Source organism: Parafrigoribacterium soli (assembly GCF_040227235.1).
Lineage (GTDB): Bacteria > Actinomycetota > Actinomycetes > Actinomycetales > Microbacteriaceae > Parafrigoribacterium_A > Parafrigoribacterium_A soli.
In genome coordinates this window covers 177,035-201,242 of record NZ_JBELNZ010000002.1, presented here as the reverse complement: position 1 = coordinate 201,242, position 24,208 = coordinate 177,035, and the positions used below count along the sequence as shown (strand labels likewise).

The 24,208-nt window shown below is 66.0% G+C and carries 20 protein-coding genes and 1 tRNA gene; 6 read left to right on the top strand and 15 right to left on the bottom strand.

What is annotated here, in order from left to right; translation table 11 throughout:
* Positions 1-33 precede the first annotated feature (33 nt).
* A complete protein-coding gene (locus tag ABUA37_RS05170) occupies positions 34-459 on the top strand; it encodes a hotdog fold thioesterase (RefSeq protein ID WP_349898060.1) in 426 nt (141 codons plus the stop codon).
* Between the two features lie 36 nt (positions 460-495).
* Here ABUA37_RS05170 and ABUA37_RS05165 read toward each other — a convergent pair whose 3' ends face one another.
* Positions 496-1,101 carry an ANTAR domain-containing response regulator gene (locus ABUA37_RS05165; protein WP_325520725.1) on the bottom strand — a complete coding sequence of 202 codons (606 nt, stop codon included), beginning with the start codon at positions 1,099-1,101 and terminating at the stop codon, positions 496-498.
* 39 nt (positions 1,102-1,140) lie between these two features.
* Between ABUA37_RS05165 and ABUA37_RS05160 the strand changes: the two genes are divergently transcribed.
* Positions 1,141-1,223: transfer RNA gene (locus ABUA37_RS05160), tRNA-Leu, on the top strand.
* 282 nt (positions 1,224-1,505) lie between these two features.
* Here ABUA37_RS05160 and ABUA37_RS05155 read toward each other — a convergent pair.
* From ABUA37_RS05155 to ABUA37_RS05135, 5 genes are read right to left on the bottom strand one after another with little or no spacing between them, the layout of a single operon-like run.
* A complete protein-coding gene (locus tag ABUA37_RS05155; RefSeq protein WP_349898059.1) occupies positions 1,506-2,732 on the bottom strand; it encodes an NAD(P)/FAD-dependent oxidoreductase in 1,227 nt (408 codons plus the stop codon).
* Positions 2,732-2,923, bottom strand: a complete 192-nt coding sequence (locus ABUA37_RS05150) for a ferredoxin (protein ID WP_325520733.1) — start codon at positions 2,921-2,923, stop codon at positions 2,732-2,734. The genes ABUA37_RS05155 and ABUA37_RS05150 overlap by 1 nt, the downstream gene beginning before the upstream one ends.
* On the bottom strand, positions 2,920-3,813 hold the full coding sequence (locus ABUA37_RS05145) for a fumarylacetoacetate hydrolase family protein (protein ID WP_349898058.1): 894 nt from the start codon (positions 3,811-3,813) through the stop codon (positions 2,920-2,922). Before ABUA37_RS05145 ends, ABUA37_RS05150 begins: the two co-directional genes overlap by 4 nt.
* Entirely contained in the window at positions 3,806-4,717 is a 912-nt protein-coding gene (locus ABUA37_RS05140) for a DODA-type extradiol aromatic ring-opening family dioxygenase (protein WP_349898057.1), read from the bottom strand. Before ABUA37_RS05140 ends, ABUA37_RS05145 begins: the two co-directional genes overlap by 8 nt.
* Positions 4,710-6,200, bottom strand: coding sequence for an aldehyde dehydrogenase (locus ABUA37_RS05135; protein ID WP_349898056.1), 1,491 nt, complete (start codon positions 6,198-6,200; stop codon positions 4,710-4,712). The genes ABUA37_RS05140 and ABUA37_RS05135 overlap by 8 nt, the downstream gene beginning before the upstream one ends.
* Positions 6,201-6,335: 135 nt before the next feature.
* On the opposite strand from ABUA37_RS05135, the gene ABUA37_RS05130 reads away from it, so the two are divergent.
* Complete coding sequence (locus ABUA37_RS05130) at positions 6,336-7,034, top strand: gamma-glutamyl-gamma-aminobutyrate hydrolase family protein (protein WP_349898055.1); 699 nt, start codon at positions 6,336-6,338, stop codon at positions 7,032-7,034.
* A 5-nt stretch (positions 7,035-7,039) separates the two neighbouring features.
* Here ABUA37_RS05130 and ABUA37_RS05125 read toward each other — a convergent pair whose 3' ends face one another.
* Positions 7,040-7,534, bottom strand: coding sequence for a MarR family winged helix-turn-helix transcriptional regulator (locus tag ABUA37_RS05125; RefSeq protein WP_349898054.1), 495 nt, complete (start codon positions 7,532-7,534; stop codon positions 7,040-7,042).
* Positions 7,535-7,680: 146 nt separating this feature from the next.
* Here ABUA37_RS05125 and ABUA37_RS05120 point away from each other — a divergent pair, with 146 nt between their 5' ends.
* Positions 7,681-8,925, top strand: coding sequence for a cytochrome P450 (locus tag ABUA37_RS05120; RefSeq protein ID WP_349898053.1), 1,245 nt, complete (start codon positions 7,681-7,683; stop codon positions 8,923-8,925).
* Here ABUA37_RS05120 and ABUA37_RS05115 read toward each other — a convergent pair.
* Positions 8,922-9,626, bottom strand: coding sequence for a type 1 glutamine amidotransferase (locus tag ABUA37_RS05115; RefSeq protein WP_349898052.1), 705 nt, complete (start codon positions 9,624-9,626; stop codon positions 8,922-8,924). The genes ABUA37_RS05120 and ABUA37_RS05115 overlap by 4 nt on opposite strands.
* Positions 9,627-9,748: 122 nt before the next feature.
* Here ABUA37_RS05115 and ABUA37_RS05110 point away from each other — a divergent pair, with 122 nt between their 5' ends.
* Positions 9,749-11,098, top strand: coding sequence for a glutamine synthetase family protein (locus tag ABUA37_RS05110; protein ID WP_349898051.1), 1,350 nt, complete (start codon positions 9,749-9,751; stop codon positions 11,096-11,098).
* A gap of 9 nt (positions 11,099-11,107) precedes the next feature.
* On the opposite strand, the gene ABUA37_RS05105 is transcribed toward ABUA37_RS05110, so the two are convergent.
* Positions 11,108-11,917: an acetoacetate decarboxylase family protein gene (locus ABUA37_RS05105; protein ID WP_349898050.1), complete on the bottom strand. Its 810-nt coding sequence runs from the start codon at positions 11,915-11,917 to the stop codon at positions 11,108-11,110.
* Between the two features lie 163 nt (positions 11,918-12,080).
* Here ABUA37_RS05105 and ABUA37_RS05100 point away from each other — a divergent pair, with 163 nt between their 5' ends.
* Positions 12,081-13,571, top strand: coding sequence for an APC family permease (locus tag ABUA37_RS05100; RefSeq protein WP_349898049.1), 1,491 nt, complete (start codon positions 12,081-12,083; stop codon positions 13,569-13,571).
* 63 nt (positions 13,572-13,634) lie between these two features.
* Here the strand turns inward: ABUA37_RS05100 and pyk are convergent, their stop codons facing one another.
* The 6 genes from pyk to trpC form a co-directional block, all read right to left on the bottom strand.
* Positions 13,635-15,080, bottom strand: coding sequence for a pyruvate kinase (gene pyk, locus ABUA37_RS05095; protein WP_349898048.1), 1,446 nt, complete (start codon positions 15,078-15,080; stop codon positions 13,635-13,637).
* 57 nt (positions 15,081-15,137) lie between these two features.
* Positions 15,138-16,592, bottom strand: coding sequence for a glutamate synthase subunit beta (locus ABUA37_RS05090; protein ID WP_349898047.1), 1,455 nt, complete (start codon positions 16,590-16,592; stop codon positions 15,138-15,140).
* Entirely contained in the window at positions 16,585-21,162 is a 4,578-nt protein-coding gene (gene gltB / locus ABUA37_RS05085; protein WP_349898046.1) for a glutamate synthase large subunit, read from the bottom strand. The genes ABUA37_RS05090 and gltB overlap by 8 nt, the downstream gene beginning before the upstream one ends.
* 269 nt (positions 21,163-21,431) lie before the next feature.
* Positions 21,432-22,232, bottom strand: coding sequence for a tryptophan synthase subunit alpha (gene trpA / locus ABUA37_RS05080; RefSeq protein ID WP_349898045.1), 801 nt, complete (start codon positions 22,230-22,232; stop codon positions 21,432-21,434).
* On the bottom strand, positions 22,229-23,431 hold the full coding sequence (gene trpB, locus ABUA37_RS05075) for a tryptophan synthase subunit beta (protein ID WP_349898044.1): 1,203 nt from the start codon (positions 23,429-23,431) through the stop codon (positions 22,229-22,231). The genes trpA and trpB overlap by 4 nt, the downstream gene beginning before the upstream one ends.
* On the bottom strand, positions 23,431-24,204 hold the full coding sequence (gene trpC / locus ABUA37_RS05070; protein WP_349898043.1) for an indole-3-glycerol phosphate synthase TrpC: 774 nt from the start codon (positions 24,202-24,204) through the stop codon (positions 23,431-23,433). Before trpC ends, trpB begins: the two co-directional genes overlap by 1 nt.
* Positions 24,205-24,208 lie beyond the last annotated feature (4 nt).

Here is a 24,208-nt window from a genome sequence, read left to right as displayed (position 1 = left end):
CCGACAGGCCAGCGTGCCGCCCGAAGGAACCCCATGACGATCTTCCACGACGACCTCGACCCGACCCTCGTGAAGCGATTGGTCGAGTCGGGCGGCGGCACCCTCACGAGGAAGCTCGGCATCGAGTTCCTCGAACTCTCAGCGGATCATTCCGTGGCGACCATGCCGGTCGACGGAAACACGCAGGTGATCGGGATTCTGCACGGCGGTGCTCACGTCGTGCTCGGTGAGTCGCTCGGGTCGATCTCCGCCGCGATCCATGCCGGTCCGGGACGAGTCGCCATGGGCATCGAGATCAACGCGACGCACAGTCGTTCCGTCGCATCCGGAATCGTCACGGGAACGTGCACGGCGCTGAGCCTCGGGCGCACGCTCACGACGCACGAGATCGTCGTTCGCGACGAGGAGGGTCGCAGGCTCTCGACCGTGCGGATCACGAACTTTCTCCGGGACAAGTAATCCGGAGTCGCCGCGGCGCTGAGCTACTTCTTGGCGCTACTTCTTGGCGGAGAGCTGCTCGATGATCGCCTGCGCGACATCGTGCATGGTGAGTCGTCGATCCATGGATGCCTTCTGGATCCAGCGGAACGCCTCGGGTTCCGACAGTCCCATCTTCTCGTTCAGCAGACCCTTGGCGCGGTCGACCAGTTTGCGGGTCTCAAAGCGCTCGACCAGGTCGGACACCTCAGCCTCAAGCGTGATGATCTGCGCGTATCGCGCGAGAGCTATCTCGATGGCGGGAAGGAGGTCATTCGGCGTGAAGGGCTTCACCACGTAGGCGAGCGCGCCGGCCTCCGTCGCGCGCTCGACCAGTTCTTTCTGGCTGAACGCGGTCAGCAGGACTACCGGCGCGATGTGGTTCTTGGTGAGCCGCTCGGCGGCGGAGATGCCGTCGAGAAGGGGCATCTTGACGTCCATGATCACAAGATCGGGACGCAGCTCGGTTGCGAGAGCCACTGCGGCCTCACCGTCGCCGGCTTCGCCGACGACCTCGAAGCCGTTGTCACGCAGCGTCTCGACGATGTCGAGACGGATGAGCGACTCGTCTTCTGCCACGACAACGCGGCGTGGAGCTTGAGCAGTGGTTTCCTCGTCAGTCACGCGCTAAAGCCTACGGTATTCTTGCAGCGGTTACTGTGCGCCGGTGTGGCGGAATGGCAGACGCGGAGCACTCAAAATGCTTTGCTCGAAAGGGCGTGTGGGTTCGAGTCCCACCACCGGCACAGCGAAAGGACGCGGGAAGCAACGTCACCCAGCTCTTCGACTCGGCCAACCTGAACGACAACCAGACTCGCTGTGGCGCGTTCTCGCCGACGGGCTGCTGGCCGCTGTGCTGTTGGGAGATCTGGAACTTCACCGGCAGCGCGAATACGATCGGTGTCGCTACAGGCACGCGAGCGGGTGACGGCGGGGCACGACGGAAGCGGGAGCCCAAGGGACGCCATACTCGTGGATCGAGATTTTCGAGCACACGTTCGCGATCACAACAAGCGGCATGACGGTGGCTATTGGAGAGCGCCTGCGGCGATCTCCTGGCGGTAGGGCATGAGTGCGGCCTGCATTCCGAGCCCGACGACGCCGATCATCCGGCCCGCTCTGTAGTAGCCCACGACGCAGTCGCCCGAGAGCTCGCCTTGGAGCACGCGCACCTCGTCAGCCAGGGCCGGGAGTCCGTAGGCGCGCAGGTCGATCTCGAACTGCACTGACCAGAACGTGGGCATCGGCGTGAACGGTTTGGACACCGTCTCGGCGAAGGAACCGTCGTCGGCGAGCCACGACGCAAGAACCGCGCCGACGCGCTTGCCCGTGTCCGTGGGAATGTTCCAGTGCTCGATGCGTCGGGGTACGTCGTCGAAGCCGAGGTGCGGAAAGCGCGCTATGTCGCCCACGACGTAGACGTCATCGTGAATGGTGCCGTCGATGGAAATGGCACGCATCGCGGTGTCGGCGAGCACGCCGTCCGAGACGTCGAGCCCCGTCTCCCCCAGCCACTCGTCATTGCACTCCGATCCGATTGCCTCAACGAGCACGTCTGCGTCGAGCCGTTCGCCGTCGCTCAGGACGACGCCGGTCAAGCGCGAATCGCCGACAAGCGCCGTGACGGTTGTTCGCATGCGGAAGTGCACGCCGTGTGCCACGTGGCGCCTCTGGATTTCTGCCGCGAGCTCGCGCCCGAGCGGTCGGATGATCGGCAGTTCGCTGGGCGAGACCACTGTGACCTCGCAGCCGAGCTTCCGCGCCGTGGCGGCCACCTCGCAGCCGAGGAATCCGGAGCCGAGGACGACGAGGCGGCATCCCTCGGTCAGGGTCTCGCGCAGCGCGATTGCGTCGTCGAGCGTCCGGATGGCGTGCCGACCCGGTAACTGTGGCAGATCCAGGCGCCGCGCACGCAGTCCCGTCGCGATGACGAGTGCGCGCCAGGGGTGCACCACGCCGTCCTCCGTGGTCAGCGTGTGAGCCTCCAGGTCCGCGGACGCGACGGAGACGCCCCGAACCCACGCCACGTCTTCCGTTGCGGCGCGCTGCGGGAAAGCCACGGCCTCGTGGGTGACGACGCTGGACAGCACCTCCTTGGACAGCGGTGGCCGGTTATAGGGCGCGTGCACCTCGGCGCCGATGACCTTGAGCGGCCCCGCATAGCCGGACTTGCGCAGGGCCTCTGCCGCGCGCAGACCGCCCATCGCACCGCCGACGACGATGACGGGCGTGGCGGTATCCGGCAGTACGGGCACTACTCGACGATTCGGATGGCCTGCATCGGGCAGACGTCGACCGCGGCCTCGACCTGGTCGCGTTCGTCATCATTCGCCTCGGCGAGGTATTCGAGTTTGTCGTCCTCGTTGAGATGGAAGATCCTGGGCGCCTCGAAGACACACTGCCCGTAGTGCTGGCAGAGGTTCATGTCGACTTCGACCTTGATCATGGTGCTTCCTTTGCTGCTGTTTCCTGCACCGTGGATGGATACAGGTCTCGAGATGGGGTGCGGATGCCGCGGAACTCCCAGTCGCCGCCGAGAGCCGTGGAGATGACCTCTTCGCTCTCGCTCGGCTGCGCGCCGACATCCGAGCGGATCGCGGTCGGCCCGCTGACGATGTGGTTGCGCAGGGTGCCGAGTCCCTCGACCTCAACCTCAACGACATCGCCCGGCTCGACCGGTCGCGAGAAGGCGGGGGTGCCGGTGAACAGCAGGTCGCCCGGGCTCAGGGTGATGGTTCTCGCGATGTCGGCCACGAGGTAGTTCATATCCCACTCCATGTTCGCGGTGCTGTCGTCCTGACGCACGACTCCGTTCACGATGGTGCGGATGCGCTTGTCGTGGAAGTCCCAGTCGGTCACGAGCCCTGGGCCGACCGGGGCGAGCGTGTCGCTGCCCTTCACCCGGAGCATCGAGCCGGCATCCGTGTCTCTGAAGTCGTGCAGCCCGTAGTCGTTGCCGACGGTGTACCCCGCGATGTAGTCGCCGGCCTCCGCGGGTGAGACGTTGCGGCAGGTGCGGCCGATGACGATGACGATCTCGCCCTCGAAGTTCAGGTATTTGCAGCCCTCCGGCCGCACCACGGCGCCGTCGTGGCTGTTCAGCGCCGTCACCGGTTTGTGGAAGTACGTCGGTGCCGACGGGAGCTTCGTCATGAACTCCTGCGTGCGGCTCGCATAGTTGAGGTGCACGGCAACGATCTTGCTCGGGACGCTCGGGGGCAGATGAATGGCCTCGTCGACGGCGACCTCGCGCCCGTCGCCTGCCACCAGGGTCTCTCCCCGGCGCACGACCTCCGTGGCGAAACCATCGAGCAGGATCCGTCTGTACTCAGTCACGCGAGAGAACCAGGTCTTTCGGTGCAGGGAAGCCACCCTCTGGCCGGGGGAACCACACGTGCACCTGGCCGGTGCCCACCGAGTTCTCGTAATCGCTGTACTGGATGCCCCGCGCCGTGCAGGCCTCCTCGCCGATGGCTCCGGCCGTGAGCAGCCAGTGACCGAACATCGCTTCGGGGCGCACCCGGTGGAACGCCGGCATGGTTTCGAGCACCTTGGCGTGGTCGCCGGCCTTGAACCAGTCGAGCCGCTCGTAGTCGGCGGCAAGCGCCTCCTTCGAGAAGATGTGGCTCGGGTCGGCCATTTCGTGCTTGCGCAGGTCGCGGAGCTTGTAGAAGGTGTGCGACAGTGCGCCCGAGGCAAGGATGATGACTTTGCGGTCGCTCGCGGCGATCGCCTCACCGATGGCGCGGCCCGCCCGAAGGAAGTCCTCGTCGGTCGCGGTCTGGCACACGCTGACGCTCACCCACTTCTTGTCGGGCAGTCCCTCGCCGAGGTATTTCCAGAGGTTGATCGTCGCGTACATCACGGGCAGGTCCGGGTCGTCGATGGGCGTGATCCAGGTGCCGTTCTTCTCGGCTGCAGCCTCCATCGCCTGTGCGAGCTCCGGGTCTCCCTGATAGTCGTAGGGCACTCCGTGCATGCCGCGCGGCAACTCCTCCGAGGTGAAGAGGCCGTGACGCCGAGCCTGGGATGCCACGACGAACTCGACCGTGGTGGCCCAGTGGCTGTCCATGACGATGACGGTGTCGTAGTCCTCGGTGTCGAAGACGTCTTTGCGCAGCTTCTCGAGCGCGGCGACGAGGGTTGAATCTTTGCCCTCGTTGAGCTCCATGCGCTCCTCTTTCGGCAGCATGATCGTGGGAACGTGGGCGATGAGCCCGACCCCTACAACTTCACCCATTGCTTGTTCCTTTCATCGATGCAGGCTTCCATCCGTGTGGCGCGACGACCGTATTCTTCACGTCCGCGTAGAAGTCGAATGACCAGTTGCCACCCTCTCGCCCAATGCCCGATTTCTTCGAGCCGCCGAACGGTGCGCGCAGGTCTCGCACGAAAAAGCAGTTCACCCAGATGGTGCCCGCCACGAGACGGGTGGTGATCGAGTCGGCGTGAGCCCGGTCCCCCGCGACGACCACCGCCGCGAGGCCGAATTCCGTGCCGTTTGCAACCTCGACGACCTCGTCATCCGTGGAGAACGTCTGCATGGTCAGCACCGGGCCGAAGACTTCCTGGCTGACGATCTCGCTGCCCGGCCTCGGCTGGTTCACGAGGGTCGGCCGAAAATAGAGGCCGCCCAGTTCGGTGTTCGGCGTGCCACCCCAGACGATGTCAGCCCCCTCGGCGGTGGCGCGGTCGACGAAACCCTTGACCCGATCGAAGTGCTTCTGGTGCACCTGGGGTCCGATGTCGGTCGTCAGCTCCCTCGGGTCGCCCTGGGTGAGTGCGGCCGCCTTCGCTCGGAAGGCCGCCGAAAATGCATCCGCAATGCTCTCGTGCACAAGGATGCGGGTGCCGGAGAGGCAGACCTGACCGGCATTGTCGTATTGTTCGACGGCGAGTTCAGCAGCGAGTTCGAGGTCCGCGTCGGCGAGCACGATGAAGGGACTCTTGCCGCCCAGTTCGAAGCTGCAGGGGGTCAGATTGTCTGCCGCGGACCTGGCAATGGTCTTCGCCGTGGGCACGGAGCCCGTGAACGAGATGCGCCGGACTCCCGGATGCGCGACGAGAGCGGCGCCGGCCTCGGCGCCGTAGCCCTGCACCACGTTGAATGCGCCATCGGGCAGCCCGGCCTGCTGGGCGAGGTCGGCGAAGAGCGACGCCGTCAGTGGCGTCCATTCCGCGGGCTTCAGCACCACGGTGTCACCGGCGGCGAGGGCGGGCGCGATCTTCCAGGTGGCAAGCATGAGCGGCGCGTTCCAGGGAGTGATGAGACCGGCAACGCCCGAGGGGTCCCAGGACACGTGATTCGTGTGACCACGCGTCTCGAAGTCCGGATGGCCGAGGTGGTTCACGAGCCAGTCCGCGAAGAAGCGGAAGTTGTGTGCGACCCGCGGCATGACGCCGCGGAGATGACTGCGCAGGAGCGCGCCGTTGTCCATGGTCTCAACGATGGAGAGCTGCTCGAGGTTCTCTTCGACGAGGTCTGCGATGCGATTCATGACCGCGGCACGCTCGAGCGGCGGCATCGACCCCCAGACCGGGAACGCGCGGTTGGCGGCGGCGACGGCGAGATCGACCTCGCGGCTGGTGCCACGGGCGATGTCACCCAGAAAGCTGCCGTCGATCGGAGATGTGTTGCGGAAGGTGGCATCCGATTCGACACGCGCGCCACCGATGAAGTGTCGGGTGTCGACGCTCACGCCGGCGACATCGATACTGGTCATGGACACCGCTTCCCGTCTCGAATGGCTCGTCATTAAATCATTCGGATGCTAATGAGTTACCCTAACCGATAGGCAGTTGCACTACAACTTTGCGCCGGAGTTTCGCGGCACACAGACACCCGTTCCGGAGCCAGGATGAACCAGCCCTACCGCCCGAAGATCGCCATCGTGGGACGCTGCGCCGCGACGACGTCTGCACTGCGCTATCGGGCCGTCGTCACCGCGCGGGCCCTGCTCGAAGCGGTGTGGGATGCGGGCGGCGATCCGGTCACCCTGCTGCCGGTCGCGAACGCCGACTGGGAGGAGCGACTGCGCCGTGTCGACGGGCTACTGCTCCCCGGCGGTGGCGACATCGATCCTCGCCGCTATGGGCAGGATGAGCGCGCGGAGGGCATCTACGACGTCGACGAACTGCAGGATGCGGCCGACCTGCAGTCCGCCGAGTACGCGCTGGAGAGCGGGATGCCCGTGCTGGCGATCTGCCGCGGCCTGCACGTCGTCAATGTGCTGCGCGGCGGCACCCTCGTGCAAGACCTCCCGCAGCGGCACCGGGACCTCAGACATGACGTGACGATCGAGCGAGACGGCGCCCGATTCGGGTTCTCCTCGGATCGGCTCTCCGTCTCGTGCTACCACCACCAGGCGCTGGATCGGCTGGGTAAGGGAATCGATGTCGTCGCGCGATCTGCGGATGGCGTGGCCGAGGCCGCGACGATCGAGGCGTCCGGGTGGGCGGTCGGGGTGCAATGGCATCCGGAGGACACGGCGACCGATGATGCGCAGCAGGCCGCGCTGTTCGCCGAGTTGGTGGCCCAGGCCCGCAGAGGACGCTAACCTGCCTACTTCTCGACGTTGGCCGTGACGAGCCGCAGCAGTTCCGCGAACTCTCCGCGTTTGCCGCTCGGCACGGGACTCGCGACGTGGCGTTCCTGCTCGTTAAAGGCGGGAAAGAGCTTGGTCATGAGCTCGCGGCCGGCGGCGGTCATACGCACGAGCACGAGCCGCCCGTCGGTTTCGCTCTTCTCCCTGACGACCCAGCCGCGGTTCTCGAGCGTCGAGAGCACGCCCGTGAGCGTTGCCTTCGAGAAGCCGCCCTCGAGGGCGATCTGCCTGGTCTCGATCGGCTCCCAGATCCAGGTGACCCAGAGCACAACGAATGCGGTCCAGGAAAGATCGTTCTCCGACAGCACCGTGCGCTCAAGGTGGTTGCGAACGGCGTTCGCGGCGCGAAAGAGGTTCGATGCGACCGCCATCGAGGTGTAGTCGATCGGCAGCTTGCCGAGGCGCTTCTCGACCTCGCGCTCCGTCTCAGCGAGGGTGTGGGGTCCTGGCATGAGGTCTCCTTGATGTAGCCCGGTCGCAACTCTAGTTCAGAAGTTCAGTGGCACACGGTGGGGCACTCTCGCGGGTCGAAAGAAGTCGACTAGGGGTGTAGATTGTTCGCACCCAAACAATATCCCCGGAGGATGAGTTGAGTTCAATGACGAACGTGACCCTTGCTGATCTGGATCTGTTCGAGAGTGGCCAGCCCTGGGCCGTCTTCGACGCGTTGCGCGCGAACGCCCCCGTGCACTGGGACGAGGAGGAAGCGCCCAACTCCGGCTTCTGGTCGCTGACGCGGTACCACGACATCGTCGGCGTCCTGCGCGACACCGAGACCTTCTCAAGCGAGCGCGGCGGAGTGAGCACCGAGGAACTCGACGCCGATCAGATCGAAGCGCGCAAGTCCATGCTCGAGACCGATGGCGTGCGTCATCGGGCGCTCCGCCGCCTCATGCAGGGCGAGTTCACGCCCAAGGCGGTCGCCGGCTACGAGACCTTCCTGCGCGGGCTAACAGCGAGCACGCTCGACGCCGCCTTCGCGAAGAAGGAATTCGACTTCGTGGCCGAGGTCGCAGCCGACTTCCCCATCCGGGTTCTGGCCCGAATGCTCGACGTGCCCGACGCCGACATCTACAAGCTCATCGACTGGGGCAATCGGATGATCGGCAACACCGACCCCGAGCACGCCGACGTGCTCGCGTCCTCGGAGGAGAGCGAGAAGTATCGGCTGCTGCCGTTCCGCTCCCCCGCCGCGCAGGAGGTGTTCTACTACGGACACGAGCTCGAGCGCCAGCGACTCGGCGGCGACGGCACTGACCTGGTTTCGAGGCTCATCAACCAGGAGCCGATGGATGGCGTCCCGCTCTCGGAGCGGGACTTCAACAGCTACTTCCTGCTGCTCGTGGTCGCGGGCAATGAGACCACGCGTCACACGATCACCCACTCGATGAACCACCTCATGCAGAATCCCGACCAGCTCGCGCTCCTGCAGGAGCGCCCGGAGCTCATCCCCTGGGCGGTGGAGGAGCTGCTTCGCCTCGCCAGCCCCGTGTACCACTTCAGGCGCACCGCCACGAAGGACACCGAGATCAACGGGCAGGCGATCAAGGAGGGCGACAAGGTCGTGACCTGGTTCGCGGCGGGCAATCGCGACCCAGAGGTCTTCGTCGATCCCTACCGAATGGACGTCACCCGCAATCCCAACGAGCACATGGCCTTCGGTCGCGGTGGCCCGCACATGTGCATGGGCAACGCGCTCGCGCGGCTCGAGATCCGCATCATGTTCGAAACACTCCTGCCGAGAATTGCGGGCATGGAGCAGATCGGCACCCTCGACCACCTGCGCAGCAACTTCGTCAATGGAATCAAGAGGTTTCCCGTGCGGGTGGAGCTTGCGGGCTAGAGGCGCGCAATCCGTTCGAGATACGCGTCGAGCAGCGCCACGGTGCGCGCCGCGGCCGCGCCCTCCTCTGCACGGGTGTGCTCGAGCAGCGCATCCGGATCCTGGCCGTCGTCGCGCACCTGCTGTCGGCCGCTCTCGTTCAACCAGCCCTCGAGGCCGCTCGGCGTGAGTTCGGGGTGGAACTGCAGGGCCAAGCTGCGGCCGTACACGAAGGCCTGGGATGCCGTGGAATTGCGAGCGAGTTCGCTGGCGCCCGCCGGCACCGTCCAGCTGTCGTAGTGGAACTGGAACCACGGACCGGAGGGGACGATCGAGGTGTCGTCGCTGTGGATCGCCGTCCATCCGATCTCGGGCCTGCGAGCTCGCGCGACCGTGCCACCGAGCGCCCTGGCCATGAGCTGGCCTCCGAAGCAGATGCCCAGCACCGGGATGTCCCCGATGACGGCGTCCCGGACCCACGCGATCTCGGGCAGCAGCCAGTGGCCGATGCGGTCGTCGTCCCACGCGCCCCAGGGTGCCCCCATCGGCACGATGAGGTCGTACTCAGCCGCATCAGGGAACGCGAAGGGTACGTTCGGTGTGTGGAAGTTTGCCTCGTCGACCACGAGGATCTCGTCGACGGCGAAGCCGCGACCGCGAAGGTGTTCGGAGACGGGGCCGGTGGGGCTGAGGTGGTCGTGCATCACGAACAGGGCTCTCACGCTGCCCCTTTCACTGGTGGTCGATCGCGCGCCGGATGACCCGCACTCTCGGCGATGTGGCTTAGTATCTCACTAATCGTTTCTATCCGAACGATCTACCGGCAAAGGAGCTGGATATACAGATGAGCATCGACGTAGCTGCTCTGCAGGACGAGTTGGAGGCCAGGGGCATTGATGTGCTCCGGCTGATCTTCCCCGACGTGCTGGGAATCACGAGGTCGAAGGACCTGCTTGTCAGCCAGTTCTCGCACTCGGTTGCGAAGGGCGCAACCTTCTGCCAGGGAGTGTGGATCACCACGACGCGAGGCGGCGTGCTCGACGGCGACGACATCATGTCAAGCGGTCTGCCGGACCTCGTCGCGGCCGTTGATCCGTCCACGCTCACGGCGATGCCGTGGGAACCCGGCGTCGCGCTGATCCTTGCCGACGCGTACAACCCCGACGGTTCCGAAAGCCAGGTCGCACCGCGGGCCGTGCTCAAGCGGGTGATCGCCCGCTACGCGGAACTCGGACTCACTCCGATCGTGGGTCCGGAGCTCGAGTTCTACATCGCGGAGCGGGGTGAGACTGGATGGCGCAGGGCCATCGAGCACACGGGACGTGTCTACACCACCGGCGCCTGGGTCGACCCGGAGGGACTCTTCCTGAACCTCATGCGCCAGCTCGACAAGATGGACATCGGCGTGTTCGCGGGCAACCACGAGTTCAGCCCATCGCAATACGAGATCAACCTCTGGCACAGCGAGGCACTGCTTGCCGCCGATCGCACGTTCCTGTTCAAGACCGCGGTGAAGGACATCATCGCCCGCTCGGGCAAGCTCGCGACCTTCGTCGGGCGCCCCTGGACCGACGAGGGCGGGAGCGGATTCCACCTGCATTTCTCGGTCGTCGACAGCGCGGGAAAGAACCTGATGTGCACGGCGGACGGAGAGCTCTCCGAAACGGCGAACCAGCTCATTGCCGGAATACTGGAGAACGCGCCGGCGCTCGTCTCCCTCACCAACCCGACGATCAACGCCTATAAGCGACTCGGTCCCGACACGCTCGCTCCCTATCGGGCGAACTGGGGCCACGACAACCGCAGCACGATGCTGAGGGTGCCTCCCGAGCGCGGCGAGGGAACGCGGCTGGAGATCCGGGTGGGCGATGGAACGGCTAACCCGTACCTGATCATCGCCTCCATCCTCGCGGCAGGCCTCGACGGGCTCATCAGAAAGCTGCAGGTTCCGCCGGCGGCAGACGGCTGGGCGTACCAGAACGAGGCCGCCGCGGTGCTCCCGGAATCGCTCTCGGCTGCACTCGATGCGCTCGATGCGAACACCGTGCTGCGCGAGGCACTCGGCGAGGCCTTCATCGACGTGTTCACGGTGCTCAAGCGCGACGAAGTTCAGCGCTACGAGTCGGAGGTCGAGGACCCCACGACCCGAGTTGTCACGCCGTGGGAACTCGACGAGTATCTCGAGGACTACTAGGCCCGCACCTCACACCGCTCGCGAGCGATCGAGCATCAGCACTCCCCCGTCGAAGGTCGTGCCGACCTCGCGGTAGTAGCCGCCGATGACCTCGGCGACGGGCAGGATGGAGTGCAGCTCGTCCCAGGGCGAGTCGGCCAGCGACAGTTCCGCGTCGCCGCTCCACGCCTGTCCGAGGTCAAGGTCGACGCCACCCATGGAAACGAGCTGGTCGAGCGAGAGGCCCTGGTCCTTGGCGATGGAGGGCATGAAGCGGCTGTGCAGCATCCGATGCCCATTGACGAAGCCATTCGTCTCCGATGGCTCTCGAAGCGTGACGACGGCGGATGCGAGGCGGTGGTCGTAGGCGGCCAGCGACGCGCCGAGCTGTGCCCCGGGTTCGAGCCGCGGCGTAGCCTTGCCGCGATTGAAGATGCGGGTGACCTGGATCGAGCCCATCTTCTTCGGGTAGCCCTGGAACCATCCCCGGCCGATCGCGAAGTCCTTGGTCACCCAGATCGCGACGCAGCGGCTGTAGATCGTGCCCTGGTAGGAGCACCGCACGACCACGAACGCCTCCAGATACTGCGAACGGATGGGGTCGAGCAGTTCGAGGCCGCCCTCACTGCAGGACTGCCAGTCGGCCCAGATGAGAGCGACGGCTCCGGCGTCATCCGGAGCCAGTTCGAGATCGGCCGGCAGGATGGCGCGGATGTTGGCCGGATCGGTCCTGTATTCGACGGTCAACAGGGTGCCCGAGTAGTGCCACGGCGGCGGGGGAACGAGCGAGCTCGTGCCGCGCGGGGTCAATGGCGGCAGAAATCCTGTGAGTTCAGTCATAGCGCCAGAGTGTAGCCCAGTCAGCCGGATGGTTCGTATCCAAATGAATCCCGAGGAATGTCGGCGCGCCCCTTGACGGCCGTTCCGTCGTTCGCCAAGGTATAGCTAACTCGTTCGGATACGGACGATCTGTGCACCGATGAACTCAATGAGGAGTATCTCCATGGCGCTTACCGAAAAAATAGCCGATGAGTCCCGAACCTCCCTGCAGAAGGGTCGCCTCGGCACCATCGGCATCGTCTTCTTCGTCGTAGCAGCAGCCGCACCGCTCGTCGGCATGACCGGAGCCGTGCCCGTGGCGGTTGTGGCGGGCAACGGTGCCGCGGCCCCCGGTGCCTACCTTGTCGTCGGAATCACCCTGCTCCTGTTCAGCGTCGGCTACGCAGCGATGAGCCAGCGGGTGACCAATGCCGGGGCGTTCTTCGCCTACATCGGCCGCGGTCTCGGCCGGAACGCGGGAATCGCCTCGGCCTTTGTGTCGATCCTGGCGTACCTCGCCGTGCAGCTGGCGATCTTCGGCTTCTTCGGCGGGGTCATCTCCGGGCAGTTGGGCATCATGCCCTGGTGGGCCTGGTCGCTCGTCGCCTGGATCGTCGTCACGGTGCTGTCGCTGTTGCGCGTCGACGTCGGTGCGAAGGTGCTCGGCGTACTGATGCTGTGCGAACTCGCCGCGCTCGTCGTTACGGCGGTCATCATCCTTGCCAGCGGCGGCCCCGACGGAATCGACGTGTGGGCCTCGTTCAACCCGGCCGCGATTCTGGCCGGCGGCCTGGCCGGTTCCGCCGGTATCGCCTTCGCCTTTGCCTTCGCCTCTTTCATCGGCTTCGAGGCCACCGCGATCTACGGCGAGGAGTCGAAGAACCCGAAGAAGGTCGTGCCCCGCGCCACCTACCTCGCGGTCGCCGCAATCACGGTGCTGTTCGCCCTGACCGCCTTTGCGATGGTCACGGGCATGGGCGCGTCCCATGTGGTCGAGGAGACGGCGAAGCGCTCGAGCGACCTCGCCGATCCCGCATCGGTGCTCTTCTCGCTCGCGACGCAGTACGTCGGACAGTGGATGGCGACGATCATGAGCATCCTCGTGCTGTCCAGCCTGTTCGCGGGACTGCTCGCGTTCCAGAACGCGGCCAGCCGCTACCTCTTCGCGATGGGTCGCGGCGGCGTGCTGCCGGCGAGGCTCGGCAGGGTCAACGGTCGCGGTGCGCCGAGCAATGCATCGATGGTCACCTCGATCATCAGTGGCCTCGTGATCGTGATCTTCGCGATCTTCCAGCTCGATCCCGTACTCAACCTGTTCTATTGGTTCAGTGGCCTCGCGGTGGTCGCGATCGTCCTCATCGAGATCATGGTCTGCATCGCGGTGATCGCGTACTTCCGCAAGAACCGGGCCGAGGAGAACGTCTTCCAGACGATGATCGCGCCGGTGGTGGCCATCATCGGCCTCGCGCTCGGCGAGTACCTGCTGATGTCGCGATTCGGCCTGCTTGCAGGCACGGTCGCCGAGGGGGTCGATCCGTCCGTCACGCCCTGGGGACTCAGCCCCATGGGCTGGGTGCTGATCCTGCTGCCCTTCGCACTGCTCCTCGTCGGGTTCCTGATCTCGCGCGCACGTCGTGCCGTGAATCCCGAATTCCTGCGCGACGTGCTCTCCTAGTACCAAACGGCAGTGGGCGCCTCCCTCGATGAGGGAGGCGCCCACGAGCGCGTTCAGCTTCGACTACTCGGTCTTCCAGACCGGCGCCTCGGCATTGACCGCGTCGCCCACGCGGTGCACGCGCAGGTCGTTGGTCGAGCCGGAGATTCCGGGAGGGGATCCGGAGATGACGACGACCTTATCGCCCACCTCGGCGAGGTTGCTGCCCAGGAGGATTTCGTCGACCTGGTGGAACATCGCGTCGGTGTGGGTGACGCGGTCGACCAGGAAGGACTCGATGCCCCAGGTCAGCGCCATCCGACGTCGGATCGCCTGGTCGGGCGTGAACGCCTTCATCGGGATCTTCACACGCAAGCGTGACATCCGTCGTGCGGAATCGCCGCTCTCGGTGAACACGCAGACGTACTTGGCATCGACAAAGTCCGCGACCTCGGCCGCCGCAAGCGTGAGCGCGCCGCCCTGGGTGCGCGGCTTCGTGCCGAGGTCGGCGATGCGTTCGAGCCCGTGGTCCTCGGTCGACTCGATGATCTTGGCCATCGTCTGCACGGTGATCACCGGATACTCGCCGACGCTGGTCTCGCCGCTCAGCATCACAGCATCGGCGCCATCGAGCACGGCGTTCGCGACGTCGGAGGTCTCCGCGCGCGTCGGAACCGGGCTTGAGATCATCGATTCGAGCATCTGCGTCGCGACGATGACGGGCTTCGCCATCCTTCGAGCGAGCTCCACCGCGCGCTTCTGCACGATCGGCACTGCCTCGAGCGGCAACTCGACGCCCAGGTCGCCGCGGGCGACCATGATCGCGTCGAACGCGTCGATGATCTCCTCGAGGTGATCGACCGCCTGGGGCTTTTCGATCTTGGCGATGACGGGAAGTCTGCGGCCCTCCTCGGCCATGATTTCGTGGACGCGGGTGACGTCATCCGCGTTGCGCACGAAGGAGAGGGCGATCAGATCGGCACCGAGGCGCAGGCCCCAGCGCAGGTCGGCCTCGTCCTTCTCGGAGAGGGCGGGCACGTTGACGGCAACGCCGGGCAGGTTGATGCCCTTGTTGTTCGAGACCGGTCCACCGACGATGACCTTGGTCGTCACGACCGTGCCGTCGGTCTCGACGACCTGAACCTTCACCTTGCCGTCGTCAATCAGCAGGAAGTCGCCAGGCGACACATCCTGCGGCAGTCCCTTGAAGGTCGTGCCAGACAGCTCCCTGGTGCCGACGACCTCCTCGGTGGTGATCTTGAAGACGTCTCCCACCGCGAGTTCGTAAGGGCCGGCCTCGAACTTGCCGAGACGAATCTTGGGTCCCTGGAGGTCGACGAGCACGGCGACCGGCTTGTCGGCATCCTCGGCGGCCTTGCGCACGTTCGCGTAGACCTCCTCGTGCACGTCATAGCTTCCGTGACTGAGGTTCATGCGCGCGACGTCAACGCCCGCGTCGATGATCGCCCTGATGTTTTCGTAACTCGACGTGGCCGGGCCAAGCGTCGCGACGATTTTGGCTCGTCTCATAACTTCCTTCTGTGTGGGACCTGCAATGGTGGTGATTGCGCGCTTGGCGCACAAAATCTAAAGCGCGATGGCCTTATCGGTCGGCTTGACCGGGAAGGGCAGGAGCGTTTCCCCCTCAAGATACCGATCAACCATAGACGCAGCTGCACGTCCTTCGGCAATCGCCCAGACGATGAGAGACTGACCGCGACCGGCATCACCCGCCACGAAGACGCCCGATTGGCTCGTCTGGTAGTCGGCGCCGCGCTCGATGTTCCCGGATACGAGGGGAACATTGAGCTGCCCCTCGACCTCGGTGCTGTCCGTTCCGCTGAAGCCCAGTGCTAGCAGCACGAGGTCGGCCGGGATCTCGCGCTCGGTGCCCGCCTTGGGAACCCGACGACCGTCGAGGTACTCGGTCTCGGCCACCCGGATGGCGCGCACTTCACCCACCTCGTTGGCGAGGAATTCCACCGTTGAGGCGAGGTAGACGCGCTCACCACCCTCTTCGTGGGCGGACGACACCTCGAAGAGCGTTGGCGACATCGGCCATGGCTGGTGCTCGGGGCGCTCGCTCGGCGGGCGGACGCCGATGGCCAGGTTGGTGACGGAGAGCGCGTTCTGCCTGTGCGCCGTACCGATGCAGTCCGAGCCGGTGTCGCCACCGCCGAGGACGACGACGTGCTTCCCCTCCGCGGTGATCTGGTCGAGCACGGTGTCGCCAGCGCCCACCCGATTCTGTTCGGTCAGGTACTCCATGGCGAAGTGCACGCCGGGAAGGTCTCGCCCGGGGATGGGGAGGTCTCTCGGCTGCAGGGCACCGGTCGCGATCACGACGGCGTCGTAGCGGGCCCGAAGGTCGCTCCAGGAGATGTCGACACCGATGTTGACGCCCGCGCGGAAACGGGTGCCCTCAGCCTGCATCTGGCGCAGCCGGTTCTCGATCGACTTCTTCTCGAGCTTGAAGTCCGGGATGCCGTAGCGCAGCAGTCCGCCGATCCGATCGTCACGCTCGAAGACCGCCACGGTGTGACCGGCGCGTGTGAGCTGCTGCGCGGCGGCGAGGCCGGCTGGTCCCGAGCCGACGACGGCCACGGTCTTTCCGGTGAGGCGCTCGGGCGGATGCGGCTGCACCCAGTCGTTCGCCCAGGCCTCATCCACGATCGACTGCTCGACGAGCTTGATCGTGACGGGCTCCTGGTTGATTCCGAGCACGCAGGCCGTCTCACAGGGCGCGGGGCACAGCCTGCCGGTGAACTCGGGGAAGTTGTTCGTGGCGTGCAGGCGCTCGCTCGCCTCTCGCATCTCACCGCGACGCACGAGGTCGTTCCACTCGGGAATCAGGTTGCCGAGCGGACATCCCTGGTGACAGAACGGAACACCGCAGTCCATGCAGCGGCTCGCCTGACGCCTCAGCGTCGCGGCGTCGCCCTCTTCATAGACCTCTTTCCAGTCCATGAGGCGGATGGCGACGGGTCGCCTCGGGGGCAGCTCGCGCTTTCGGGTCTTGAGAAATCCCTTGGGGTCAGCCACCGGTCACCTCCATGATGCGCTCCCAGACGACTTCGCCGTCGGGGTCGAGCCCCTGGTCGATGGCCGTCGCCCTGGTCTCCAGAACCGCGGCGTAATCGCGCGGCAATACCTTGACGAATTTGGCCACCGTGGCGTCAAGGTCGTCCAGCATCCGCGAGGCGACGGCCGATCCCGTCTCCGCCTGATGCTTCGTCAACAGGTCGACGATGATCTCCCGGTCGGCACTGCCGAGCGGGAGCAGCTCGAGCTCGCCAGCGGCAAGCGCGTCGGCGTTCACCCGCTCTGGCCGAAGGTCATAGACGTACGCCGTGCCGCCGGACATGCCGGCTCCGAGGTTTCGTCCGGTGGCGCCGAGGATGAGGGCGAGACCGCCCGTCATGTACTCGAGAGCGTGGTCTCCCACTCCCTCGACCACCGCGGTCGCTCCGGAGTTACGAACCAGGAACCGCTCGCCGACGATGCCGCGGATGAACATGCTCCCTCGCGTGGCACCGTAGCCGATGACGTTGCCGGCAATCACGTTGCGTTCGGCCGCGAAGACGCTGCGACGATCCGGGCGCAGGATGATCTGCCCTCCGGAGAGTCCCTTGCCCACGTAGTCGTTGCTGTCGCCCTCGAGCCGCAGGGTGATGCCCGCGGGCATGAAGGCGCCGAGCGACTGCCCGGCCGAACCGGTGAGGTTGATCTCGATGGTGTCGTTCGGCAGCCCGTTCTCGCCGTAGCGGAGGGTCACCTCGTGACCGAGCATCGTTGCCACGGCGCGTTCCGTGTTACGGATCGGCAGCGAGATCGACACGTGCTCGCCGCTTTGCAGTGCAGCGTCGCTGAGTGCGATGAGCTCGACGTCGAAGTGGCGCTCGAGTTCGTGGTCCTGCTGCCTGCGGTGAGCGCGCGGGGCGTCATCTGCAAACGTCGGCCCCTGCAGAATCGGAGAGAGGTCGAGACCGTCCGCCTTCCAGTGCTCGATGGCACCGTTGACGTCGAGCAGCTCGCTGCGGCCGATCGCCTCCTCGAGAGTGTGGAAGCCCAGCTCTGCCAGGTATTCGCGCACCTCCTGCGCGAGGAACTCGAAGAAGTTCACGACGAACTCGGGCTTGCCGTTGAAGCGACCGCGCAACTCGGGGTTCTGGGTCGCGACGCCGACCGGGCAGGTGTCGAGGTGACACTTTCGCATCATGATGCAGCCAGAGACGATGAGCGGCGCCGTCGCGAATCCGAATTCCTCCGCGCCCAGAAGGGCGGCGACGATCACGTCTCGGCCCGTCTTGAGCTGGCCGTCGGCCTGCACGACGACACGATCGCGCATGCCGTTGAGCATGAGCGTCTGCTGCGTCTCAGCGAGGCCGAGCTCCCACGGCGTGCCGGCGTGCTTGAGCGAATTGAGCGGGCTTGCACCCGTGCCGCCGTCGTGACCAGAGACGAGCACGACATCCGCGAGCGCCTTCGTGACGCCGGCAGCAACCGCGCCGATGCCCGACTGGCTGACGAGCTTGACGTGCACCCGCGCGTCGGGGTTCGCGCGCTTGAGATCGAAGATGAGCTGCTTGAGATCTTCGATCGAGTAGATGTCGTGATGCGGCGGCGGGCTGATGAGTCCGACACCCGCCGTGGCGTGCCTCGTGCGCGCGATCCACGGGTAGACCTTGGCGGGGGGCAGCTGTCCGCCCTCCCCCGGCTTGGCGCCCTGCGCCATCTTGATCTGGATGTCGCTCGCGTGGGTGAGGTACATGCTCGTGACGCCGAACCGGCCCGAGGCAACCTGCTTGATGGCGCTGCGGCGCTCCGGGTCGAGCAGACGCTCGACGTCTTCCCCGCCCTCTCCCGTGTTGCTCTTGGCGCCCAGGCTGTTCATGGCGATCGCCAGGGTCTGGTGCGCTTCGGCGCTGATCGAGCCGTAGCTCATCGCGCCGGTGGAGAATCGCTTGACGATGGACGACACGGGCTCTACCGAGTCGATCGGCACCGGTGGGCGTACGCCATCGCGCAGCTTGAACAGGCCTCGAAGCGTCATCAGGTTGCTCGCCTGTTCGTCCACGAGTTTCGTGTAGTCGCGGAAGATGTCGTAACGGCGGGTGCGCGTGGAGTGCTGCAGGCGGAAGACCGTGTCCGGGTTGAACAGGTGCGGCGGTCCGCCCCTGCGCCACTGGTACTCGCCGCCGGTGGCAAGGCGCTCGTGCGCGGTCGTCGAGGCGTCATCCGGATACGCGCTGCGATGCCGGGCGAGGTTCTCGACCGCGATGACGTCGATACCGACGCCGCCGAGCTTGCTCGTGGTGCCGGTGAAGTACCGATCGACGAATGACTGGTTGAGCCCGACCGCCTCGAAGGCCTGGGCGCCAGAGTACGAGGAGACGACGGAGATGCCCATCTTGGACATGATCTTGAGTACGCCCTTGCCGAGCGCCTTGATCACATTCGCGACGGCCTTCTCGGGGCTGATGCCGGTCACGGTGCCGTTGCGCACAAGCTCCTCGGCGCTCTCCATGGCGAGATACGGGTTGATGGCGGATGCGCCATAGCCGACGAGCAGCGCGACGTGGTGCACCTCGCGCACGTCCCCGGCCTCGACGATGAGTCCGACCTTCAGGCGGTTCTCGTTGCGGATGAGGTGGTGGTGAATCGCGGACACCATGAGCAGCGACGGCACCGGCGCGAGGTCCTTATTGGAGTCGCGGTCGGAGAGCACGATGTACTTCGCGCCCTGCTCGATGGCCTCATCAACCTCGACGCACATCGCATCGATGCGGTTCTGCATGGCCTGCGGGCCCTCATCGAAGCGATAGAGGCCGCGGATGGTGGTTGTCGTCCTGCTACCGGGAGAGGCATCGATGTGCTGGATCTTCGCGAGCTCGTCGTTGTTGATGACGGGGAAGTCGAGGATGATCTGGTAGGCGTGCTCCGGGGTCGCCGTGAGGAGGTTGCGCTCCGGACCGAGGCCGAGCTGCATCGAGGTGACAACCGACTCACGGATGCTGTCGAGCGGCGGGTTGGTGACCTGGGCGAACTGCTGGGTGAAGTAATCGAACAGCAGCCGCGGCCGGTCGGCGAGCACGGCGATGGGAGTGTCCGACCCCATGGCGCCGATCGGCTCCGCGCCGTTCTGGGCCATCGGAGCCAGGAGGACCTGAAGCTCCTCCTCGGTGTAGCCGAAGGTGCGCTGGCGTCGCGTGACGGACGCCGGCGTGTGCATGATGTGCTCGCGCTCGGGCAGGTCGTGCAGATTGATGCGGCCGGCCTTCAGCCACTCCCCCCACGGTTCTGCTGCCGCGAGCTCGCCCTTGATCTCCTCGTCTTCGATGAGGCGTCCCGCCTCGGTGTCGACAAGGAACATCTTGCCCGGGCGCAGGCGACCTTTGCGCACGACGAGGCTCGGATCGATGTCGAGCACGCCAATCTCGCTCGCGAGCACGACGAGCCCGTCGCTCGTGACGATGTAGCGACCCGGCCGCAGGCCGTTGCGGTCGAGGGTCGCGCCGACGAGCGTTCCGTCGGTGAACACCAGGGCCGCCGGACCGTCCCATGGCTCCATGAGCATCGAGTGGTACTCGTAGAAGGCGCGGCGGTCGGGGTCGATGTCGGTCTGGTTCTCGTACGCCTCCGGGATGGTCATCATCATCGCGTGCGGCAAAGAGCGACCACCGAGGGTGAGCAGCTCGACCGTCTCGTCGAGGGAGGCCGAGTCACTGGCCCCCGGCGTGAGGATCGGGAAGATCGGAGAAAGGTCACCGAGCACGTCCGAGGCGAGCTGCGACTGGCGCGCGCGCATCCAGTTGCGGTTGCCCTGAACGGTGTTGATCTCGCCGTTGTGCGCGAGCATGCGGAACGGCTGGGCGAGCGGCCAGGACGGGAAGGTGTTGGTGGAGTAGCGCGAGTGCACGAGCGCGAGCCTGGACGCGAATCGTTCGTCGGACAGGTCGGGATAGAACGGCTCGAGCTGGAGGGTGGTGACCATACCCTTGTACACCAGCGTGCGGCAGCTCAGCGAGGGGAAGTACACCTCGATCTCGCGCTCGGCGCGCTTGCGCAGGCGGAAGGTCTGCCGATCGAGCTCGATTCCCGATAGTGAGGAGCCCGTCTCATTCGAGCGGGCACTGGCGAGGAAGAGCTGCTCGAAGTGGGGCATCGCCTCTCGAGCGAGCGTGCCGAGTCCGTCGGGGCGCACGGGAACGTCGCGCCAGCCGAGAACGGTGAGGTGTTCCTGAGTGGCGAGTGCTTCGATGCCGCTCTTGGCCTTCGCCCGTTCGCTGGCATCCGTCGGAAGGAACGCCATGCCGACCGCGTACCGGCCCTGCTGGGGAAGCTCGAAGTCGACGACCGCGCGCAGGAAGGCATCCGGAATCTGGGTGATGATGCCGGCACCGTCGCCGGTGCCCGCGTCGGAGCCGATCGCCCCGCGGTGTTCCAGGTTGCGGAGAGCGCCGAGTGCGGCATCGATGATGTCGTGACCTGCGGTGCCGCGCAGTGTCGCGACCATGGCGAGTCCGCAGGCGTCGCGCTCTTCGCGGGGGTCGTACAGTCCGACCGCTGAAGGCAGGGTACTGAAGCGTGAAAATGTGGGCGTGACAGCCATTGAAGTTCCGTCCTCACGAGATGAACAGGATGGGTGCGGGACTTCGGCGGCCCTGGAAGGAATGCGCGGGCGGGTCTGAGATTCGACCCTGGCTGCCCCGGCGGTGTTGGACCACGGGGCGTGCTGCCCAAAGACTCGCTAACGGCCTCGCTTGTGACGGGCTTGCTGCCTCGACCGATCCGGATGCTGCTGTGGTTTCGAGTGCGGCGTCATTGCCATCGGAGTCCGAATAGGTGTTCTCAGAGTGTAGCGCAGCCCGGGACTATCGCTTACGCGACGCGACCCGAGCCTCGAGAAGTGCCGGCGGCGAGTGCAGCCGCGGTACGCCCCGCGGCCTCTGGGCCACCATCGGCCAGTGCCTTAACCAGCGCGGATCCGACGATCGCGCCGTCCGCGTAGTCGAGAACCTCGCTGACCTGCTGTGCCGTGGAAATGCCGAGCCCGACGCAGGTGCTTGTCGAACCCGCGTCGCGGAGTCGCGCAACCAGTGTGCGTGCCGCCGCATCGACGCCCGAGCGAGCACCGGTGACGCCCATGGTCGACACCGCGTAGACAAAACCGCGGCTGAGCGAGATGGCCTGATCGAGTCGAGCATCCGTGGATGACGGGGCAGCGAGGAAGACACGGTCGAGTCCCGTGCGGTCCGACACCCGCAGCCACTCCTCCGCCTCATCCGGAATGAGGTCCGGGGTGATGAGCCCGGCCCCGCCCGCAGCGAGAAGTTCGTCTGCGAAGCGATCGACGCCGAATTGCACGACGGGGTTCCAGTAGGTCATGAGCAGTACCGGCGCGTCCACGCGCGAACGGATGGCGGACACCGCCTCGAAGGCATGGCGGAGCTTGAAGCCCCCGGCCAGAGCCGCCTGCGTCGCCTTCTGGATGACGGCGCCGTCCATGACCGGGTCGGAGTACGGGAGCCCGAGCTCGAGCACGTCGACGCCGTTCTCGACGAGCGCGACCGCGGCCTCGATGCTCGTGGCCAGGTCGGGGAAGCCGACCGGCAGGTATCCGATGAGAGCGCCGCTACCCGCGGCGGTGCGTGCGGCGATGGCCGCTTCGACCTGGCTCACTTCGCGGTGTCCAGAAGATCGAAGTACGCTCCCGCGGTCTCCATGTCTTTGTCACCGCGACCGCTGAGGTTCACCAGGATGACCGCGTCGGGGCCCAGCTCGCGACCGAGTCGCAACGCGCCCGCGAGGGCGTGCGATGACTCGATGGCGGGAATGATCCCTTCGGTGCGGCTCAGCAGCCGGAGTGCCTCCATCGCTTCGCTGTCGGAGGCGGGAAGGTAGGTGGCCCGGCCGATGTCGGAGAGCCATGCGTGTTCCGGTCCGACACCCGGATAGTCGAGGCCGGCGGAGATCGAGTGCGACTCGATGGTCTGGCCGTCGTCGTCCTGCAGGAGATAGGTTCTCGCACCGTGCAGGATGCCGGGGCGTCCGCGCTCAATGGATGCCGCGTGTCGCTCGGTGTCGATGCCGTCGCCTGCCGCCTCGAAGCCGTAGAGGCGCACATCCGGGTCGTCGAGGAAGGCGTGGAAGATCCCGATCGCGTTCGATCCGCCGCCGACGCAGGCCGCCACGGCATCCGGAAGCCGCCCGACGAGCTCGAGCACCTGCTGCCTGGCCTCTTCACCGATGATCTTCTGGAAGTTGCGCACCATCTCGGGGAAAGGGTGCGGGCCAGCCGCCGTTCCGAAGATGTAGTTGGTGGTCTCGACCGACGTCACCCACTCGCGATAGGCCTCGTTGATTGCGTCCTTGAGCGTGCGTGCGCCGGTCGTGACGGGAACGACCTCGGCGCCGAGGAGGCGCATGCGGGCAACGTTGAGAGCCTGGCGCTCCGTGTCCACCTCGCCCATGAAGATGGTGCACTCGAATCCGAAGAGCGCGGCGGCGGTGGCGGTGGCCACGCCGTGCTGCCCAGCACCCGTCTCGGCGATCACCCGGGTCTTGCCGAGCTTTCTGGTGAGCAGCGCCTGGCCGAGCACGTTGTTGATCTTGTGTGAGCCGGTGTGGTTGAGGTCTTCGCGCTTGAGGATGATGCGCGCGCCGCCGGCGTGTTCGGCGAAGCGCGGCACCTCGGTGATGATCGACGGGCGCCCGGTGTAGCTGCGGTGGAGTTCTGCGAGCTCGGCCTGGAACGCGGGGTCGGTCTTCGATGCCTCGTAGGCCGCGGTGATCTCGTCGATGGCCGCGACGAGCGGCTCGGGCATGTGTCTGCCGCCGTATTCGCCGAAGTACGGACCGAGTTCGTCTCTCAGCGCCATCAGGCGGCCAGGAACTGCTGAAGGGTGGTCACGGGGTCTCCCTGGGTTACGAGGGCTTCACCCACCAGTACGACGTCGGCGCCGCCCTGGCGGTAGTGGGCGACATCCGCGGGCGAGGTCACTGCTGACTCCGCCACCCGGATGACGCCGGAGGGAATGCTGTCGGCGAGACTGCCGAAGAGATTCTGGTCGAGTTCGAAGGTGCTCAGGTTGCGAGCGTTGACGCCGACGAGGCTCGCGCCGATGTCGAGGGCACGGGATATTTCGTCGCCGCTGTGGGTTTCGACGAGAGCCGCCATGCCGAGCGACGTGACGAGGTCGTGGAGCTCGGCGAGCCTCGACTGCTCGAGGGCCGCGACGATGAGCAGCACGATGTCTGCACCGGCCGCCCTCGCCTCGAACACCTGATAGGGCTCGGCGATGAAGTCCTTGCGCAGCACCGGCAGCTCAACGGCCGCCCTGACCGCTTCGAGGTCGGCAAGCGAGCCGCCGAATCGCCTGCCTTCGGTGAGCACGCTGATGGCACTCGCGCCCCCGGTCTCGTACGACACCGCAAGGGCCGCCGGATCGGGAATGTCTGCCAGTGGCCCGCGTGACGGACTCGCGCGCTTGACCTCGGCGATGATCTTGACGCGATCCGCGGGGGCGAGCCAACTCAGAGCATCGCGCGGCGCCTCACGGGCGAGCGCTTCGGCCTCGACTGTCTCGAGCGTGCGCAGCGAGCGACGGGCCGAAGCATCTTCGACGGCGCCGGCTACCAGTTCGGCGAGCACTCTG

Excerpts from the sequence above, each read along its gene's own strand:
- ABUA37_RS05130 (WP_349898055.1), top strand. The coding sequence starts at position 6,336 with ATGAACCAGCCCTACCGCCCGAAGATCGCCATCGTGGGACGCTGCGCC.
- ABUA37_RS05170 (WP_349898060.1), top strand. The coding sequence starts at position 34 with ATGACGATCTTCCACGACGACCTCGACCCGACCCTCGTGAAGCGATTG.
- ABUA37_RS05110 (WP_349898051.1), top strand. The coding sequence starts at position 9,749 with ATGAGCATCGACGTAGCTGCTCTGCAGGACGAGTTGGAGGCCAGGGGC.
- pyk (WP_349898048.1), bottom strand. The coding sequence starts at position 15,080 with ATGAGACGAGCCAAAATCGTCGCGACGCTTGGCCCGGCCACGTCGAGT.
- ABUA37_RS05140 (WP_349898057.1), bottom strand. The coding sequence starts at position 4,717 with ATGGGTGAAGTTGTAGGGGTCGGGCTCATCGCCCACGTTCCCACGATC.
- trpB (WP_349898044.1), bottom strand. The coding sequence starts at position 23,431 with ATGGCGCTGAGAGACGAACTCGGTCCGTACTTCGGCGAATACGGCGGC.
- ABUA37_RS05125 (WP_349898054.1), bottom strand. The coding sequence starts at position 7,534 with ATGCCAGGACCCCACACCCTCGCTGAGACGGAGCGCGAGGTCGAGAAG.
- ABUA37_RS05150 (WP_325520733.1), bottom strand. The coding sequence starts at position 2,923 with ATGATCAAGGTCGAAGTCGACATGAACCTCTGCCAGCACTACGGGCAG.
- ABUA37_RS05100 (WP_349898049.1), top strand. The coding sequence starts at position 12,081 with ATGGCGCTTACCGAAAAAATAGCCGATGAGTCCCGAACCTCCCTGCAG.
- ABUA37_RS05105 (WP_349898050.1), bottom strand. The coding sequence starts at position 11,917 with ATGACTGAACTCACAGGATTTCTGCCGCCATTGACCCCGCGCGGCACG.
- ABUA37_RS05120 (WP_349898053.1), top strand. The coding sequence starts at position 7,681 with ATGACGAACGTGACCCTTGCTGATCTGGATCTGTTCGAGAGTGGCCAG.
- ABUA37_RS05135 (WP_349898056.1), bottom strand. The coding sequence starts at position 6,200 with ATGACCAGTATCGATGTCGCCGGCGTGAGCGTCGACACCCGACACTTC.
- gltB (WP_349898046.1), bottom strand. The coding sequence starts at position 21,162 with ATGGCTGTCACGCCCACATTTTCACGCTTCAGTACCCTGCCTTCAGCG.